Origin of the sequence: Actinophytocola oryzae (assembly GCF_004364325.1) — a bacterium.
In the GTDB taxonomy this organism is placed as follows: Bacteria; Actinomycetota; Actinomycetes; order Mycobacteriales; family Pseudonocardiaceae; genus Actinophytocola; species Actinophytocola oryzae.
Genome location: NZ_SOCP01000002.1, coordinates 143,602 through 162,169 on the forward strand (window position 1 = coordinate 143,602; position 18,568 = coordinate 162,169).

Consider the following 18,568-nt stretch of genomic DNA (forward strand, 5'->3'; position numbering starts at 1 on the left):
CGGGAGGCCCCGCACGATCCGACTCGCGGCTGCACACCTCCTGCGTGGGGATCCGCACGGCCGCCGCCGACCTGCCGGGCCCGGCCCAGGCGTCTGGCCGGATCAGGGGAGGCGCTGGTCGAGTTCGTGCCAGGCGGTTCTGCGGCGGCGTTGTTCGGCGGGGTCGGCCACGGGGGCGGCGGCGAGCAGTCGCTGGGTGTAGGGGTGGAGCGGCCGGTTCAGCACGGCGGAGGTGGGGCCCTGCTCGACGACGTGGCCGCGGTGCATGACGGCGACTCGGTCGGCCAGCTGTTCGATGACGGCGAGGTCGTGGCTGATGAACAGGCAGGCGAACCGGTGCTGTCGCTGGAGGGTGCGGATCAGGTCGAGGACGCGTGCCTGCACGGAGACGTCCAGGGCGCTCGTGGGTTCGTCGGCGACGAGCAGGTCGGGGTCCAGTGCCAGCGCGCGGGCGATGCAGACCCGCTGGCGTTGTCCGCCGGACAGTTCGTGCGGGTACCGGCCGCGCAGGTTCGTGGGCAGCGTGACCATCTCGAGCAGTTCATCGACCCGATCGTCCACGGCGGACCCGCTGAGGGTCCTGTGTAGACGGACGGGTTCCGCGATGCTCGCGGCGACGGTGGTGCGGGGGTTGAGGGAGGACAGCGGGTCCTGGAACACCACGCCGATCCGGCGCCGCACCGCCCGGACCGCCCGGCGTCCGGCCCGGTGGATGTCGGTGCCCGCCACCCTGACGGCCCCGTGGTCGGGGGTGACCAGCCCGGTGACCGCGCCGGCGACGGTGCTCTTGCCGGAACCGGACTCGCCGACGAGGCCCAGGATCTCACCGGGTTCGACGTGCAGGCCGACACCGTCGGCGGCGTGGACGGAGATCCGTCGGAACCGGCCGTGGTAGGTCACCGACAGGTCCTCCACGAGCAGCACCGGCTCCGTGGCGGGCGTGTCCGGCACGGACCCGGTCGCCGGGTGTTCGGCCGCCGCCAGATGGCTGTCGGAGTCCTGCCGGACCTCACCTCGCAGCGCCTGTTCCACCGCGTGGGTCGCGGCCCCGCCCAACGACACGACCGCGCCGAGCAGTTGCTTCGTGTAGTCCTCGCGGGGGGCGGTGAAGATGGTCGTGACGTCACCCTGCTCGACGACCCGGCCGTCGCGCATGACCACGACCCGGTCGGCGATGTCGGCGACGACGCCCATGTCGTGGGTGATGAGCAGGATCGCGGTGTCGAAGCGTGCACGCAGGTCGCGGAGCAGCTCGAGGATCTCGGCCTGCACGGTCACGTCGAGGGCGGTGGTGGGCTCGTCGGCGATCAGTAGCACCGGGTCGTTGGCGATGGCCATCGCGATGACCACGCGTTGCAGCTGGCCGCCGGACAGCTCGTGCGGGTAGGACCGCAGCCGCCGCTCGGGTTCCGGCAGCCGCACGAGCTCGAGCAGTTCGACCGCCCGTCGCCGGGCCGCGGCGGCGGTGACGTCCTGGTGGGTGCGGATGGCCTCGACGAGCTGTGTGCCGACGGTCAGGACCGGGTTCAGCGCGCTCGTCGGCTCCTGGAAGATCATGCCGACGTCGTTGCCCCGCACGGCACGCAGCTCCGCCGGTCCCAGCGAGTACAGGTCCCGGCCGCGCAGGAGTGCCCGGCCGGTGACTGTCGCCGTGGCGGGCAGCAGCCCGAGCAGCGACATCGCCGTCACGGTCTTGCCCGCGCCGGACTCCCCGACCACCGCCAGCACCTCGCCGGGCACGAGCGCGTAGCCGACGTCCTGTGCGGCGGGCGTGCCGCCGGTGGAGAACGTGATCGTCACGTCCTCCACCGACAGCAGGGGCCGGCTCACTGAGAGAGCCCGACCAGCCGGTAGTCCTGGTAGGCGGGGAACTCGCCGATCAGGAAGTTGACCACCTTGGAGCCGTGCAGGAACGAGTTGCGCGTGTAGATCAGCGGGACGACGGGGGAGTCCTCGAGGATCTTCTTGTCGATCGCGGCCCACCTGCTGCCGGCCTCGTCCGCGTCGACGGTGCTCTGGGCCTCCTCGATGAGCTGGTCGATGTCGGGATCGCTGTAGCGGGCGGTGTTGTACCCGCCACCGCCGATCTCGGAGGAGGCGAACAGCGGCTGGAGGTTGGCGTTCGGGCTGGGGAAGTCCGGTTGCCACGAGGTGAGGGTCAGGTCGTAGGTCGGGTTCGGGTTGGTGGTGACCTCCGCGTCGTAGGCGTCGCTGTCCAGCGAGCGGATGTCGACTCGGATGTTCGCCTTCGCCAGTGCGGCCTGGATGGCCTGTGCCTTCTCGGGATAGTTGTTCTCGGTGCCGACCACGAGCTGCAGGCCGTCGAGGCCGTTCGGGTGCCCCGCCTCGGCGAGCAGCTTCCTGGCCTTGTCCGGGTCGCCGGTCGGTTTCGTCTTGTAGAGGTCGAACTCCTCGCGCCCGTTGATGCCCGGGGTGATCAGCGTGGTGGCGATGTCGCCCGCGAGCTTGGCGTTGCCCGCGGACGCGACCTGGTAGGCGCTCTTGTCGACCGCGTACTGGAAAGCCTTGCGCACCTCGGGGTCGGTGAGCACGCCTCGCTGCGTGTTCAGCGCGAGGAACGCCAGCGCGCCGGACTCCGAGGTGACCAGCCGCCTGCTCGCATCGGGATCACCCCGCAGCTGCGCGAGCTGGGCGGGGGAGACGAACGACGCGCTGAACGCCGACTGGTCGTCGCCGGTGTCCTCGACGAGGCGTTGCGACACGACCGTGGCGTCCTGGCCGAGTGAGAACACGACCTTGTCCGGGAGTCCGAGGCGGACTTCGTCGGACTTCTCGTCCCAGTGGGGGTTGCGGGTCAGCGTGACCTGGACGCCCTTCTCGTAGGCGGACACCTGGTAGGGCCCGGAGGTCACGGGATGCTCGCCGTAGTCGGCCTCCGCGCCCTTGCCCTCGGGCACCGGCGAGAACGCCGGGGTGCTGACGACCCATGGCCAGTCGCCGTAGGGCCTGCTGAGGTGGAAGACGACGGTCCTGTCGTCCGGGGTCTCGACGGAGTCCAGCTCCTTGCCATCGAACGGTCCCTGGTAGCCGGGCCCGCCCTCGAGCAGGGTCTTGTGGTAGCCGAGACCGCCGGAGAACGCCGGGGCGAACGACCGCTCGATGCCCCACTTGACGTCCGCCGAGGTGATCGGGCTGCCGTCGCTGAACTTCAGGCCGTCCTTGAGGGTGAACGTCCAGGTCCTGCCGCCGTCACTGGCCTTCCCGGTGTCCTCGGCCAGGTCCGGCACCACCTCGGTCGTCTGTCCTTTCGCGACCTTCCAGGTGGTGAGCCTGCGGTGCACCAGCCCGTTCGACGTAATCGCCAACCCCTGGCTCTTGGCCGGGTCGAACGGGAAGGTCGTGTTGTCGGTCAGGATCGTCAGCGTGCCACCGGGTTTCAGGTCCTCACCAGCCGGTGTGGACGACGGCTCGTCGTTGGCGCCGCACGCGGCAAGCAGCAGGCCCACGCCGACCGCCGCGACCGCCTTCCCGAGATGCATCTGGTCTCCCCTCAGTTCAGCCGCACCCGCGGATCGAGTACGCCGTAGAGCACGTCGACGACGAAGTTCGCGACGACGATCAGGGCCGCGCCGAACAGCGTGCAGCCCAGCAGCAGTGGCAGGTCGACCGCGTGCACCGCGTCGATCATCAACGAGCCGACGCCGGGCATGCCGAACACCCGCTCGGTGATCACCGCACCACCGAGGAGCCCGCCGAGGTCGATGCCGAACACGGTGACCACCGGCAGCAGCACGTTGCGCAGTGCGTGCCTGCCGACCACGCGCGCCTCGGTGAGCCCTTTCGCCCGTGCGGTGCGGATGTAGTCCTCGCCGAGCGCCTCGAGCATCTGCCCCCTGGTGAGCCGGGCGTAGAGCGCGCCGTGCAGGAACGCCAGCACCAGCCACGGCAGGACCAGGTGCCAAGCCCAGTCCACCGGGCTGTCCCAGAACCGCACGAAACCGTGGGTGGGCACCATGTCCAGCGTGAACCCGAAGACGAGGATGCCGAGCAGACCGGTCAGGAACACCGGTGTGGACACCCCCGCCACCGCGCCGACCATGGCGATCCGGTCCACCGGCCGCCCCGGCCGAAGCGCCGACACCACCCCGACGCCGATGCCTGCCAGCAGCCAGAGGACCGCCGCCCCGACGGCGATCGACGCGGTCACCGGCAACCGGCTCAGTATCAGGTGGAAGGTCTCCTCGTTCTGCTGGAAGGAGTAGCCGAAACACGGTGCGGGACAGTGGATCGCGGTCACCCCGGTGCCGAACGTGCGCCCGGCGACGATCCCGCCGAGGAAGCTCGCGAACTGCTGGTACCACGGCTGGTCGAGCTGCATGAACTTCTTCGCCGTGGCCAGCGACTCCGGGCTGCAGGGCCGCCCGCACGACATCCGCGCGGGATCCGACGGCAGCAGGTAGAACACCACGAACGAGACCAGCGCGACGACCAGCAGCACGACCACCATGCCCACGAGGCGGCCGAGGACGAACCGGGTGACTCCCACTACGCCTTCGCCCTTCCCCTCGGGTCCGCCTTCGGGTCCAGCGCGTCGGCGAGGCCGTCGCCCAGCAGGTTGAACGCGCACGTCGCGAGGAAGAGGAAGAGGCCGGGGAAGATCAGGAACATCGGGTCGGTCTGGATCCACCCGACCGCGTCGCTGATCGACCGCCCCCAGCTCGGCGTCGGCGGCGGGATGCCGACCCCCAGGAACGAGAGCGCCGCCTCCAGCCCGATGCGTTCCGGAATGGACAGTGTGGTCACGACGATGACCGGCGCCCACAGGTTGGGCAGCAGCTCGGTGGTGAACACGTGCCACGGCCCCGCGCCCATCACCCGGGCGGCCGAGACGAAGTTCCGTTTGCGCAGCGTCAGCGTCTGCGCGCGCACGATGCGGGCGACCTTCGGCCAGCCGAAGAACCCGAGCACGACGATGAGCATCAGCGGCCGGGGCACGCTCGGCGGCACGACCGCCCCGAGTGCGATCATGAAGATCAGGTAGGGGAAGCCGAAGATGACGTCGCTCGTCCAGCGCACCACCCGGTCCCACCAGCCGCCGAGATAACCCGCGCTGGCACCGAGGAGCACCCCGATCAGCATCGCGAGCGCCGTCGAGGCGAGCCCGACCAGGAACGAGGTCCGCGCGCCGTGCACGACGATCGCGAACAGGTCCCGCCCGGTCAGCGGCTCCACCCCGAACCAGTGGTCGCCGCTGACCCCGCCCAGCGGGCCGGCAGGCAGACCGGTGTCGGCGAGGGCGTCGTTGTGGTAGCTGTACGGGTCCTGCCCCTCGATCGCCGCGAGCACCGGCGCGACGACCGCGACGAGCCCCAGCGCGGCGATGGTGACCGCGCCGGCGAACGCCCACCGGTTGGCGCGTGTCGCACGCCAGACCGCCACCGGCAGGAATCGGGTGACGGGTGGGTTCCCGAGGCCGTTCAGCCGTGCACCCCCTTGGCTTCGAGCCCACGGTGGTGGGCCGGGAAACGACGGGAAGATTCACACCACCGCGTGGATCGGTCAAGGGTTCCCAGCTTGTGAGATGCCGGTGTGACGTGCGACAGAGGCCTCGGGTTGGTGCTCACCCGGGTGCACGTACCCGGCACTGGGCCCGCGTCCCGGTGCCGGAGACGGAGACCACCAGGCGAGGCAGGTCGCGGCCGTGGCGGCCGGTCACCGCCACGTGCCCGTCCGGTGCGCAGGTCACGGCGATCTCGGCCGGGAAGACGTCAGGCACACCGTGGTCGCGCAGCCACGACCGCACGGCGTCCTTGACCGCGATGACGCGCAGCAGCCATGCCTGTCGTCGCGGGGCCGGGCAGCGGTCGTACTCGGCGCGTTCGGCGGTCGCGAGGTAGTTGCGCATCACCAGCTCCCGTGAGGCGAGGTCGGTCCACCGCTCGCGGACGACCACCTCGCCACCCGGCCGCGGCTCACCGAGGAACCGCCGCTCCGGGTAGCGGAAGACGTCGTGCAGCAGCTGGTCGCTGCCGAACCGACGGTCCCGCCAGCCGGTGATCTCCGCCCACACGCGCCCACCCGACAGCAGCTGCGCGTCGGCGACCACGCTGTCGCCGGTGACCGCGCGCACCCGCAGCAGGCAGTCGAGCCGGGTGCCGGGGGCGGGATGCGGACCGTGGAACGCGATCCTGGCGACGTGCGCGGGGAACACCACGGCCCGCGGCGCGCCGGACTCGATCAGCCACGCGCCGAGCAGCTGCCCCACGTTGTCGAGCAGGCCGCCAGGCGCCCGCGGGGTGACCAGCGTGCCGCGCAGGTGGTCCGGCCCGACGGCGACGAGCTCCGCGACACCCCGGAACCGCGGGCCGTGGAACATCCAGCGGTCGGCGTAGAGGTCCTCGGCGGTCAGTGCCGGCCGCCGTTCGGCCGTGCGGTCCACCGGCCACGGCGGCGGTGGCGGCGGGTAGCGCCCGTCGACCACCAGGGTCGCTCGTGCGTGGTCGCCCAGCGTGCAGGTGAACCGGTCGCCGTCCACCCGCTCGACGGACACCGTCACCGTCCGGGCCGGCACCGCGACGAGCCAGCGGCGCAGTTCGAGGTTCTCCACGGCGGTCACCGCGCGCCCTTCGGCCTGCTCCGCGACGCCGACGAGCTGGTGCAGGATCGTCGTCGCCGGGACCACCGGCCAGCGGTCGGCGAGGTCGGGCCAGCCGGGGCGCTGCCGGAAGAAGCAGTGGTCCACCAGGTACGGCATGGCGTCCACGGAGACCGCCAGGTCCCGGCGCGCCGGGCCGTCTGCGGACAGCCGGGCGGCGCTCACCGCGAGTCCGGTGACCTCCCGGACCAGCGCGGAAAGCTCGCCTGCCACGGGAAAACGTGCGGCGAGGTCGTCGAGTGCGGTCGGGCTGCCCGAGGCGAGTGCCGGTGTGCGACCGGTCAACGACACCAGCCCGCCGCCCAGGTCCAGCCTGACCACGAGCCCGGAGCCGGCCGCCGCGGGCCGAGGCCACTCCGGGGTGCCACCGTCCGTCCAGAGCGCGGCGGCCGTCCGCGACAGCTGTGCCAACCCCGGTCGCCGCGGGTCGTGCGCGGTGACGGCGAGGTGTGCCCGCTCGCCGAGGGTGTCGGCGATCATGCCGGGCAGCTGCCCGACCCCCAGCTGAACGAACGCGCGGAACCCCTGCTCGTACATCGCCTCGGTCAGCGCGCGGAACCGCACCGGTTCCAGCAGGTGCCGCACGAACAGCGCACGCACGTCCGGCTCGGCCGACGGGTACGGGCGTGCCGTCGTGGCCGACCAGACCGCAACGCCGGGCGCGGCGAAGGACAACGCGGCCGCGGCGGTCCTCAGCGAACCGACGTGTGGCGCGAGCATCGGGGTGTGGAAGCCGGACCTGAACGGCAGTGTCCGGCCGAGCACGCCGCGAGCACCCAGGTCCGCCAGCAGGCGCCGAACGGACTCCACCGGGCCGCAGACGAGGCTCTGGTGGGGCGAGTTGTCGTGGGACAGCACGATGTCCGGCCATTCCGCGAGCAGCTCGCCCACCTCGGTGGCCGCCTTGGTGAGCACCGCGAAGGACAGGTCGGGCAGCCGCAACCGGTCCGGCCGCAGTGCCGCCGTGAACGCCGCGACTCCCTGCGGCGGGCACATCCCGGAGCTCGCCATCGCCGTCCACTCGCCGACGCTGTGCCCCGCCATGCCGTCGGCGGTGACACCGAGCGCGCCCATCGCCTCGGCGAGGAACCCACCGAGGCGGATCACCTCCTTCGCGTGCCTGGCGACGTCGCCGACCACCGGTTCGCCGGACCGGGACGGCGCGGTCCACGGCAACCCGAGGGCGGTCGCCACGTCGTCGACGTCCGCGGCGAACTCCGACTCCAGACCGGGGAAGACGAACGCCGTGCGGCCACCACCCGCGCCCAGCAGGGGTTTCGGCACGAACCACACGTCGTCGCGGCCACGCCAGGGACGGCCCGCCGCGGCCATGCGCCGCGCGAGAGCCAGTCGTCGCGCCGCAGGCCCGACGACGGCCAGGCGGGCCGGTCCGCCTTCGGGTGGCGACCACCGGGTCGCCTTCGCGCGCAACGCCTCGTCGGGGGCGTCGAGCTGCCGGGCCATCTCCTCGGCCGTCCCGGCCGACAGCATCAGGACGCTCTCCGGCTCCGTGACGGTCACGGCGGCGGATGCCCGGTCGGGTGCCTGGTCGAGCACGACGTGCGCGTTCACCCCGCCGAACCCGAACGCGTTCACCCCGGCGCGGCGCGGACCGTCCCACGGCTCGGCCGTCGCCGTCACCCGGAACCGCGTGGCGGCCAGTCCGGGATGCGGCTCGTCGCAGTGCAACGAGGGCGGCAGCACTCCGTGGTGCACGGCGAGCGCGGCCTTGACCAGCGCCGCCACCCCGGCCGCGGGCATGGTGTGCCCGATCATCGACTTCACCGAGCCGAGCACCGGCCGGTCGGCGGGGTCACCCGGCCCGAACACCTCGGCGATCGCGGCCAGCTCCGCCGCGTCACCCGCGGGCGTCGCGGTGCCGTGCGCCTCCAGCAGGCCGATCGAGCCCGGCGCGGTCGGATCGAGCCCGGCGGCGTGCCAGGCGCCGCGCACCGCGTCGGCCTCACCCGAGGCGGACGGGGTCAGCAGGCCGCCGGAGCGCCCGTCGCTGCTCACCCCGGTGCCCCGGATCACCGCGTAGATCCGCGCGCCGTCGCGCACCGCGTCGTCGAGGCGCCGCAGGACGACCACGCCGGTGCCCTCCCCGAGCAGGATGCCGTCGGCGTCACGGTGGAACGGCCGGCTCCGCGCGCTGCGGGACAACGCGCCCAGCCGCGCGAACACGCTCCACAGCGTCAGGTCGTGGCAGTGGTGCACGCCACCGGCCAGCACGGCGTCGCACCGGCCGGACGCCAGGTCGCGCACCGCGTGGTCCACCGCGACGAGCGAGGACGCACACGCGGCGTCCACCGTGTACGCCGGGCCGCGCAGGTCGAGCCGGTTGGCGATGCGGGACGCCGCGAGGTTCGGCACGAGCCCGGCCACCGACTCGGCGTCGGCCGGGCCGAGCGAGTCGATGAACGCCGCCCGCACGCGGTCCAGGTCCGTGTCCGACACCGACGGCACCACCTCGCGCAGGGTGTGCACCAGCTGGCGCGCGGTCCGCACCTGCTGGTCGAGCCGGGCCAGGCCAGGGGTGAGGTAGCCGCCGCGGCCGAGGATCACCCCGACCCGGGACCGGTCGGGCAACCGCGCGTCCCCACCCGCGTCCGCGATGGCCGCCGCGGCGACCCGCAACGCGATGAGCTGGTCGGGTTCGGTGCCCGCGACGGAGTTGGGCGCGATGCCGAACGGGGCGAGGTCGATCTCGGCGTCGACGAAGCCGCCGCGCAGGCAGTAGACCTCCTCGGCGTCGCCGGGCCACCGGTGTGCGGGCAGGTCGCCGATCGCGTCGACGCCGTGCACGATGTTGTGCCAGTAGGTGGCGAGGTCCGGCGCACCGGGCAGCAGCACCGCCATGCCCGTGATCGCGACGGCGGTCATGAGACGGGCCGCCAGCCGGGCGCGGCGTGGACGACCACGTCGTCCACGCCCCAGGCCAGCTCGCGCAGCACCGCGGCCGACGCCGAGCCGGGCTCGACCAGCCCCACCCCCCGCGCGGCGTAGCGACGGGCGAGATCCGCGTCGACCATGCCGCCGAACACGTCGTCGGGCGCCCACGGTCCCCAGTGGACGGTGAGGACACGCTCGGCGACCCCGGTCATCGTGGCGCCCAGCTCGGCGAGCGCCGCGTTGGCGGCCGCGTAGTCGGCCTGGCCCGCGTTGCCGGTGACGGCCGCGATGCTGCCGTACAGCAACGCGAAGCGGGCGCGGGCTGGTGCGTTCTCGAGTGCGGCCACGACGTTGCGGGCGGCGCCGACCTTGGCGTCGAACACGCGGCGGAACGAGGCGGCGTCCTTGTCGGCGATGCGCCGGTCCTCGATGACCCCGGCCGCGACCACGACGCCGTCGAGCCGTCCGTGGGTGGCGAGCACGTCCTTGACGACCGCGCGAAGCGACTGCGCGTCGGTGGCGTCCGCCTGGTGGTAACGCACGAGACCGCCACGCCCGCGCAGGGCGTCGACCGTGGCGCCGACCTGTCTGGCCGCGAGCAGCAGCCGTACGGACTGCTCGACCCGTGCCAGGTCGCCGCCACGCGCCGCCAGCGCGGCCCGCAGTGCCACCGGGTCGTCGATCCCCGCGGTGCCGGGGCCCTCCGGGTGCGTGGGCACCGCGGTGCGGCCGACCAGTTCCAGCCGGCATCCCGCCGCCGTGACGAGCGTTTCGGCCAACCGCGCGGTGATGCCTCGGGCACCGCCGACGAACAGCAGCACGGCGTCGCCGTCGAGGCCCAGTTCACGTGCGGCGAGGGTGCCCACCGGGTCGGTCTCCGGCACCGCGAGGTCGGCCAGGACCGGTTCCACCACCTCGCGACCCCGTGCCGACCACCGCACGACCGGATCACCGCCGGACTCCCGCAGCTCGGCCACGAGCAGGGCGGCCGTGGCCGTCGGGGAACGGTCGACGGCCAGCTCGACCAGCCGCGTCGTGGTCGTCGGGTACTCGACCGCGACGACCCGCAGGAACCCGTCGAGCCCGCCGAGCACGCCCGGTCGGCCGGCCGCCAGCAGGCACCGCGGTCCGGCCGAGACGACGTCGCGCCACCACGGGTACTCGGCCACCAGGTCGGTCGGCGTGCCCTCCGCCGCGGCGAGGTGCACCACGCAGTCGACTCCGGTGCCGACCGGCTCGCCGGGACGGATGACGCGAACCGTCGCGCCCAGGTCGCGCAGCTGGTCGGTGAGCGAGGTCGTGATGTCGGACGTGCCGACGACCACGACGGTCCGCCCGGCGAGGTCCGAGGCCGGCCCGGTCAGCTCCCTCGGCACGGGGGCGAGCACGAACCGTCGAGCGGCCTCGACGTGCGGTGCCGGTGGCGTGGTCGGCGGCGTCGCGGTCGGCACGGCCGCACCGGTCAGGCGTGCGGCCATGTCGGCGGCGGTTCGTGCCGTGGAGACGGCCTCCAGCCGCTGTGGTGTGGTGCCGAGGGCCGAGGCGAGGTCGGCGGCGATCTCGGCGCGTTTGATGGAGTCGATGCTGAGCGCGGCCTCCAGGTCCGTGTCCGGGTCGATCATGTCGACGGGATAGCCGGTGCGGTCGCTGATGGCGGACAGCACACGGCGCAGGGCCGTGTCCTCGCCCACCGCCACGGTGGTGGTCTCGCGGGGCTCCTCGGGCAGCTCGACCGGAGCCGGGCGTGCCGCCGGGGCGGCGGGGCCGCCGAGATAGGCCACGAGGACGTCGCGCTGGGCGGCCACGAGGTCGCGGCCTGCCTGGAGGAACTCGGTGACCATCGCGTCCCGGTCGGCCGGTGGCCTGGCGAGGCTCACGAGCCGGGGCGGCCGGCGGGTGGGGGTCTCGCCACCGACCTCGTGCGCGCCCCGGCCGTCCAGCGTCCACCGGGGAGGTTCGGCCCGCGTCGTGACGTCGACGGCGTCACGGCCGGTGAACAGCCAGTCGGTGTCGACCGGCACGCCGGTGACCGCGAGTGCGCCGAGCGCGGACAGGAACCCGGCCACCCCGGCGTCCGGCCCGCCCAGGTTGACCGTCTGGTGTGGACGGTCGGTCAGCGTCGCGTCGACGAGGCGGGACAGCACGGTGCCGGGGCCGGCCTCGACGAACGTGCGGATGCCCGCGTCGTGCATCGCCGTGATCTGGTCGGCGAACCGGACCGGCGCGGTGAGCTGGGCCGCCAGCTCGGCACGGACCCCGGCCGGGTCCGCCGGGTACGGGCGGGCCGTCCGGTTGGACCACACCGGGATCTCGGGCGCGGTGACCGGCACCTCGGAAAGCACCGAGGTGAACCGGTCGGCCGCGCCGCCGACGAGCGGGCTGTGGAAGGCGCACGCCACCGGCAGCGGCGTGGCGCTGTGGCCGCTGTCGCGGACCACCGCCACCGCCCGCGCCATGAGGTCGGTGGGACCGGCCAGCACGGACTGCGCGGGTGCGTTGTGGTTGGCGACGACCACCCGGTCCGCGAGCCCGGCGGAGTCCAGGACGGCTCGCACCGTCGCCGGGTCCGCCGCCACGGCCGCCATGGTGCCGGGATCGTCACCCGTCGACGCGAGGACGGCCTCGGCCCGCCGCCCGGACAGCCAGGCGAGCAGCTCCGGGGCGAGCGCCCCGGCCGCGGCCAGCGCGACCACCTCGCCGTAGCTGTGGCCCGCCACGGCATCCGGTCGTACGCCTGCCGCGACGAGCAGGTCGTGCACCGCCATCCCCGCCGCACCGAGCGCGGGTTGCGCGGCCGAGGTGTCGGTGAGCGTGGCGTGCTGCCGGGCGCGCTCCGACTCGTCGAACGCCGACGGCGCGAGCCACGCCCGCAGCCATGCCGGGTCGTCGTCGGGCAGGTGCCTGCGCAGCTCGGGGAAGTGCGCGTACAGCTCGGCGAGCATGCCGGGGGACTGGCTGCCCTGGCCCGGGAACAGGAACGCGACCGGTCCCGGGGCCGCGCCGGGCACGGCCCTGTGCACACCGGCCGGAGTCGCCCCGGCGAGTAGCCCGCTCAGCTGCTCCACCAGCTGCGTGGTGTCGCGCGTGACGACGGCGAACCGCACGGGCTCGTCGCGGTCCGACAGGGACGCGGTCAGCGCCAGGTCACGCACCCGGGTGCCGGGATGCCGGGCCAGCTCCAGCAACCGGGTCACCGAGCGGTTCGCCGACGCCGTGTCGTGCCCCCGGACGAGGACCAGCTCCGCGGGCCACTGGTCGGCGGCGTGCCGTGCGGGTGGCGCGTCGGGCACCCCGCGCAGCACGGCGTGGAAGTTGGTGCCGCCGAACCCGAACGAGCTGACCCCGGCGACCCGCCGCGCCGCGGGCACCGCCCACGGCCTGGTCGCCGGGTGGAACGCGAACGGGCTCGTGTCCGCGTCCCACAACGGGTTCGGCCGCTCGAGGTGACCTGTCGGGGGCAGCACCCCGTGGTGCACGGCGAGCGCGGCCTTGATCAGCCCGGCCATCCCGGCAGCGCACTTGGTGTGACCGATCAGGCTCTTCACCGAGCCGAGCGCGCAGCCACCGGTACTGGCGCCCGCCGCGGTGAACGCCTCGGTCAGCGTGCGCAGCTCGGTGCGGTCGCCGACCGAGGTTCCCGTGCCGTGGGCCTCGATCAGGCCGACCTCGGCGGGGGACAGCCCCGCTGTGCGGTACGCGCGGTCCAGCGCCCGTCGCTGCCCTTCCGGCCGCGGCGCGACGATGCCGAGCGAGCGCCCGTCGCTCGCGCTGCCGGTGCCCGCGATCACCGCGTAGACCCGGTCGCCGTCCCGTCGCGCGTCCGCGAGCCGCTTCAGCACGACGCAGCCGACGCCCTCGCCGAGGACGATGCCGTCGGCGGCGGCGTCGAACGCCCGGCTCCGGCCGGTCGGCGACAACGCCTGCACCGAGCCGAACATCACGTAGTCCTGGATGCCGTTGTGCAGGTCCGCGCCACCGCACAGCACCAGGTCGCTCGCGCCGGCCGCCAGCTCCCGGCAGGCGAGCTCGACGGCGGCGAGCGACGACGCGCACGCGGCGTCCACGGTGTAGTTGCCGCCGCCGAGGTCGAGCCGGTTGGCGACGCGGCCCGCGATGACGTTGGCCAGCGTGCCGGGGAAGGTGTCCTCGGTGATCGTCGGCAGCTGCTCGGCGAGGTCGGCGGGCAGCTCACCGAGGTAGGCGGGCAGCACCGAACGCAGTGTCACCGCGGCGGACAGCTCGCTGCCGGACTCGGCGCCGAACACGACCGAGCAGCGCGACCGGTCGGTGTCCGGGCCGTCGTACCCCGCGTCGGCCAGCGCGCGGGCGGCCACCTCCAACGCCAGCAGCTGCACCGGTTCCACACTGGTCAGCGACGCGGGCGGCAGGCCGTGGCGCAACGGGTCGAACGGGATCGGCGGCAGGAAGCCACCCCACTTCGACGGCGTGCGGTCCGATCCCGCCGTGGCGCCGGGGGAGTAGTACCGCTCGGTGTCCCACCGGTTCCCGGGCACCTCGGTGATCGACTCGGTGTCCGCCAGCACGTTCGCCCAGAACGCGGCGAGATCGGGCGCACCGGGGAACACCCCGGCCATACCGATGATCGCGATGTCGAGCGGCGCGGGTGTCGGCGCGGGCACCCGCTCGGCACCGAGACGACCGAGCAGCTCGCGTGCCCGCCCGGCCAGCACGTCGGCGGCGCCCTCGGTCACGGCCCGGTGCAGCGCCTCGACGGTGGTCGTGGTCGACCGCAGTCCGGCGACCTCGCCCGCCATGAACAACCCGTCGGCGAGCTGGCGGTCCTCGTCGACGGCGGCCAGCCCGGCCTCGGTGCGCACGAGCCCCCTGCTCGCGGTGCGCAGCCTGCCGACGCACAGTTCCTCCAGCGCGTCACGGACCGCAGGGTCGGACAGGCCTGCCGCACGCAGCCGCGCGGCGTGCTCGGGCAGCGCGGTGACGAACGGGCTCGGCACACACCTCGTCACGTAACCCGGCCCCGTCCGCACGAGAGCGGTGCCGGACGCGTTCAGCACCTCGCGCTGGAACACCGCGCCGATCGCCCCGGTGGCGACGGCCTCCTCGGTGAACAGGTACGCGGTGCCCATGAGCATCCCCACCGCCGCGCCTGCCGCGGTCAGCGGCGCGGCGAGAGCCGTGACCGCGGCGGCCGAGCGGGCGTCGTGCACGCCACCCGCGAACAGCACGTCGATTTCGGCCGCGGCCTCCGGGTGCTCGGCGAGGAACGCGTCGAGCACGGCGACCTGCTCGTCCCACAGGACGAACGCCGACCTGGGTCCCACGTGGCCGCCGCATTCGGCGCCCTCGAACACGAACCGGCGGGTGCCCGCGCGCAGGAACCCGTCGAGCAACAGCGGCGACGGCGCGTGCAGGAAGGTGCGGACGCCGAGACTCTCCAGCTCCTCGGCCTGCGCGGGACGCCCGCCCGCGACGATCGCGTGCGACGGCCGGGCCGCGGCGACCGCGGCGAGCTGGGCGGTGCGCAGCGCGTCGTCGGCGAAGCCCAGAATGCCGACGCCCCAGGGCCTTCCGTCGACGGCGAGGTTCGTCGCCGCCATCAGGTCGGCGCTCGCCTGCCCGTCTGAGAGGGAGAGCGCGACGAACGGCAGGGCACCGTCCTCGGCCACCGCGGCGGCGAACGCGGGCTGGTCGCTCACACGGGTCATCGGCCCCTGCGCGAGCGGCAGTGCGGTCCCGGTCGGCGACCGGCCGGGTGCCCGCGTGCGCAACGCCGTGGCGAGGTGGTCCCGCACCCCCCGCAGCGCCGCGGGCACCGTCGCCCACCGGTCGCGAAAGCGCGTGGCGAGCCCCGCGTCCTGGCCGAAGGCCGCCGGGTGCCTGCCGTCCCGCACGGCGTCGGTCCCACCGTCCACTCGGGACAGTGCGGCGACTACGTGCCCCGCCACCCCCGCCTCCGGGTAGGCCGCGAGGGCGACGTCGAGCACGACACCGGCCGCGCCGCACGCCAGCGCGGCCGCCGCGCTGTGCGGGCCGATCCCGCCACACGCCCACACCGGCACGTCCACCGCCGCGAGGAGGTGTTGCAGCAGCGCGAAGGTACTGAGCGTGCCGACCGGGCCGCCCGCCTCGGCGCCACGGGCGATCAGGCCGTCCACCCCGGCGGCGACCGCGGTCCGCGCCGACACGACGTCGGTGACCTCGGCGAGCACCACGCGCCCTGGCAGGGTCGAGAGGGGCCACGCGGCGTCGGCGGCCAGCACGACGACCTCGACGTCGGCAGGCAGGTCGCCCGGTCCCGGCGCGCATGTCGCGCCGACCCGCACGCCGAACCGGCCTGCGCACCAGGCCCGTGCGTCGCCGAGGGTCCGGCGCGCGGTGCGGGCGTCGCCGGGGAGGTCGACCACGCCGAGTCCGCCGCCCGCGCGCACGGCCGCGGCCAGCCGGGCGTTGGGCCTGCGCAGCGGGTCGAAGCCGAGAACCACCGTGTCCGGGTCCGTGCGCAGGCTCATCGCGTCCTCGTTCCGCTCGGCCCGACGGGATCCGGGCACTACGGCGATCCTGCGGACGCCGGGGGCGCCGGACGAGGCGGGATCACCGGCAGATTCACCGGCAGAGCGGTCCGGTGCGCGGGCGTCGCGGCGGGTTCGCCGAGGTGAACGTCCGGCAGCCGGGCCGCCGCCGCGTTTCCGCCGGTGATCCCGCCTCGTGCCGCGGCAGCCACGCAAGCACGGTGGCGGTGCGGGAGCGTCGGGCTCCCCGCGATCTCCACGACACGAACGGAGTTGCACATGCCATCTCCCACCCTGCGGCGGCCGTACCTGGCCGCCGCGGCCACCGTGGCCGGTGTCGCCTCGGTGCTGCTGCCGACCGCCGCGCAGGCGGCGACCGCGGCCACCGCGGACGCGCACGTCGGGACGGCCGGCCCGGAAGCGGCGCCCAGAGCGGTGCAGGCGAGCCTCGGTGACACCATCGCCCAGAAGGCGGTGGCCGAGCTCTCGAGCGGGCACATCGGCGAGTCCCCGGCCGGGTCCAACTGCAACTACTACTCGGGCTACTTCGGCCGCCCGTGCGAGGAGTGGTGCGCCGACTTCGGCCAGTACGTGTGGAAGGCAGGCGGCGCCAACGTCGGTGGCCTCAGCGCCGCGTCGGCGAGCTTCGCGGCCTACGGCCGTGCTCACGGCACCTGGCACGCGGAACCCAACCTGGCCGGGGTCAAGCCCGGTGACGCGGTCCTCTACAACCTCAACGGCAGCGGCACCTACGCCAGCCACGTCGGCATCGTCACGAGCATCAACAACGGCACGGTGAACGTCGTGTCCGGCAACTACCACAACACGGTGTACAAGCACCCCGCCCAGGAGGCGGGCACGATCTCGGGTTACGTCCACCCCGTGGCCTGACGACCGAGGACACGACGAAGGACCGGTGCCCGGCGGGCCTATCCGCCGGGCACCGGTCCTTCGTCGTGGTCAGTCCGGATCGGAGCCGGACCGCCGCGGCGCGAGGGGTCCCGCCGCGTGCTCCGGGTAGATCGCGAGCAGGTACTTGTCCCAGTAGCGCCCCGCGAAGTAGTCGTGGTCGCGCAACACGCCCTCCACCTCGAACAGCGTGCCCGCCGCACTGCGGATCTGCGGGTAGTTGAACCCCGGCGTCTCCATGTAGACCTTGCGCAGCGGGAAGTTGTGGAACAGGTACCGGATGAACAGCGACGTCGCCTCGGACGCGAGCCCCAGGCCGGTGTGCCTGGCCTGGAACACCGCGCCGACGTAGGCGTGGCCCTGTGCCGTGTCGGCGCTGTAGGCCACGACGTGCCCGATGGGTAGGTCGTCGTCGACCCGCCGGACCATCAGCTGCACGAGCACCTGGGCCCACAGGTCCTGGGTGAAACGCTCCAGCGACGGCGGCGCTCCCCGGTAGCGCCAGCGGAAGCAGGTCTCCGGCTCGACCGCCATGGCGTAGAGGAACCCGACGTCGTTGTTGTCGACGATCGGGGTCAGCCGGACCGAGTTGTTCTCCATCACCGGGTACTCGGACGGCAGGGTCCTGGCGAGTTGCGGGACGGCCGTCGGCCCGAACTCGTCGGTGACCACGAAGGACAGCCTGCGGTCGGGCGCCGCGCGCCCGGCCAGCGAGAGCACCTCACCCACCGAACCCAGCATGCTGCGGTCGGGACCGAGCACGACGCCGCGGGACTCCAGCCATCCCGCCACGGTCATCATCGCCACGCTGTCGAGCCCGAGCTCCGCGACCAGCAGGGTGTCGTCGGACAGGTCCTCCGGGAGCAGGTGCAGCAGGCGGGCGAGGTCCGCGCGCGCGGTGTCGCGGTCGTCGGGCTCGCGGCGGCCAGGGTGGACCGGAGCGAGCGGGTCGTTCGTGATGGTCATGGACTCTCCTCGTACGTGGGACGGACTCAGAGGAACCCGAGCTTCCGCGCGCAGGCGGGCCACGGCGACCAGCCGCGCTGCGCCTGCAGCTTGAACGCGGCCTGGTCCTGGGTCTCCGGTGACGCCTGGTCGGGGCGGCCGGAGTAGCCCAGCCCCTGCCAGGTGGCGAGGTCGAACTGGTAGGCGCCGTAGTAGCCGTTGCCGGTGTTGGTCTTGTAGTTGCCCCCGCTCTCGCACTGGCGCAGCTTCGCGAAGTTCTCCGCCGTGGGCGGGGCGGCCTTCGGCTGCACGGTCAGCGTGTCGAGCGCGGCGCTCGCCCGCCGCGCGGTGTCGTCGACGGCGCCCGTCCGCGTCCCGACGCCGCTCTGGGCGGCGTGGCTCACGGCGTTGTCCGCGGCGGGGGCGGCGTGCGCGGGGGCCGCCAACGCGGTGATCCCGGCGGGGATCGCGATCGTCGCGGCGACGGCGCGCAGGGCAAGCCTGCCGGTCGATGTGGTCATCATGTTTCCGCCAACTCTCTTTCCTGGTACGACGGTGGACGCGTCGAGCATCAGCCGCGAGGACCCGCGCCCACGAGGCGGAATCACCGGCGAATTCGGCGGCAGTAACGGTCGCTGGGACGAACGGGTGCACATCGCCGCGAGGTGCGGTCAGGCACTGGACACACTGAGGCAGATCGCGCCAGTCTGTCCCGGGG

General features: G+C 73.8%; 9 protein-coding genes. 1 reads left to right on the forward strand and 8 read right to left on the reverse strand.

The window, feature by feature from the left end:
• Window positions 1-102 precede the first annotated feature (102 nt).
• The 6 genes from CLV71_RS04685 to CLV71_RS04710 all read right to left on the reverse strand — a co-directional run bounded on the left by CLV71_RS04685 (window position 103) and on the right by CLV71_RS04710 (window position 16,035).
• Window positions 103-1,830 carry a dipeptide ABC transporter ATP-binding protein gene (locus tag CLV71_RS04685; RefSeq protein WP_133901362.1) on the reverse strand — a complete coding sequence of 576 codons (1,728 nt, stop codon included), beginning with the start codon at window positions 1,828-1,830 and terminating at the stop codon, window positions 103-105.
• The gene (locus tag CLV71_RS04690) at window positions 1,827-3,500 is read right to left on the reverse strand and encodes an ABC transporter substrate-binding protein (protein WP_133901363.1); all 1,674 of its coding nucleotides are present in this window, start codon (window positions 3,498-3,500) and stop codon (window positions 1,827-1,829) included. The genes CLV71_RS04685 and CLV71_RS04690 overlap by 4 nt, the downstream gene beginning before the upstream one ends.
• 11 nt (window positions 3,501-3,511) lie before the next feature.
• Complete coding sequence (locus CLV71_RS04695) at window positions 3,512-4,507, reverse strand: ABC transporter permease (RefSeq protein WP_208297386.1); 996 nt, start codon at window positions 4,505-4,507, stop codon at window positions 3,512-3,514.
• Window positions 4,507-5,400: an ABC transporter permease gene (locus CLV71_RS04700; RefSeq protein ID WP_243866227.1), complete on the reverse strand. Its 894-nt coding sequence runs from the start codon at window positions 5,398-5,400 to the stop codon at window positions 4,507-4,509. The genes CLV71_RS04695 and CLV71_RS04700 overlap by 1 nt, the downstream gene beginning before the upstream one ends.
• A gap of 181 nt (window positions 5,401-5,581) precedes the next feature.
• Window positions 5,582-9,499 (reverse strand): beta-ketoacyl synthase N-terminal-like domain-containing protein, encoded by a 3,918-nt coding sequence (locus CLV71_RS04705; protein WP_133901365.1) that lies wholly within the window; start codon window positions 9,497-9,499, stop codon window positions 5,582-5,584.
• Window positions 9,496-16,035: an SDR family oxidoreductase gene (locus CLV71_RS04710; RefSeq protein ID WP_341771438.1), complete on the reverse strand. Its 6,540-nt coding sequence runs from the start codon at window positions 16,033-16,035 to the stop codon at window positions 9,496-9,498. Before CLV71_RS04710 ends, CLV71_RS04705 begins: the two co-directional genes overlap by 4 nt.
• A 240-nt stretch (window positions 16,036-16,275) precedes the next feature.
• Between CLV71_RS04710 and CLV71_RS04715 the strand changes: the two genes are divergently transcribed.
• A complete protein-coding gene (locus CLV71_RS04715) occupies window positions 16,276-16,887 on the forward strand; it encodes a CHAP domain-containing protein (RefSeq protein WP_133901366.1) in 612 nt (203 codons plus the stop codon).
• A 69-nt stretch (window positions 16,888-16,956) separates the two neighbouring features.
• Here CLV71_RS04715 and CLV71_RS04720 read toward each other — a convergent pair whose 3' ends face one another.
• Both CLV71_RS04720 and CLV71_RS50075 read right to left on the reverse strand, forming a co-directional pair.
• Entirely contained in the window at window positions 16,957-17,871 is a 915-nt protein-coding gene (locus tag CLV71_RS04720; protein WP_133901367.1) for a GNAT family N-acetyltransferase, read from the reverse strand.
• Window positions 17,872-17,897: 26 nt separating this feature from the next.
• Window positions 17,898-18,374 carry a transglycosylase family protein gene (locus CLV71_RS50075; protein ID WP_279588710.1) on the reverse strand — a complete coding sequence of 159 codons (477 nt, stop codon included), beginning with the start codon at window positions 18,372-18,374 and terminating at the stop codon, window positions 17,898-17,900.
• Window positions 18,375-18,568: the final 194 nt, after the last annotated feature.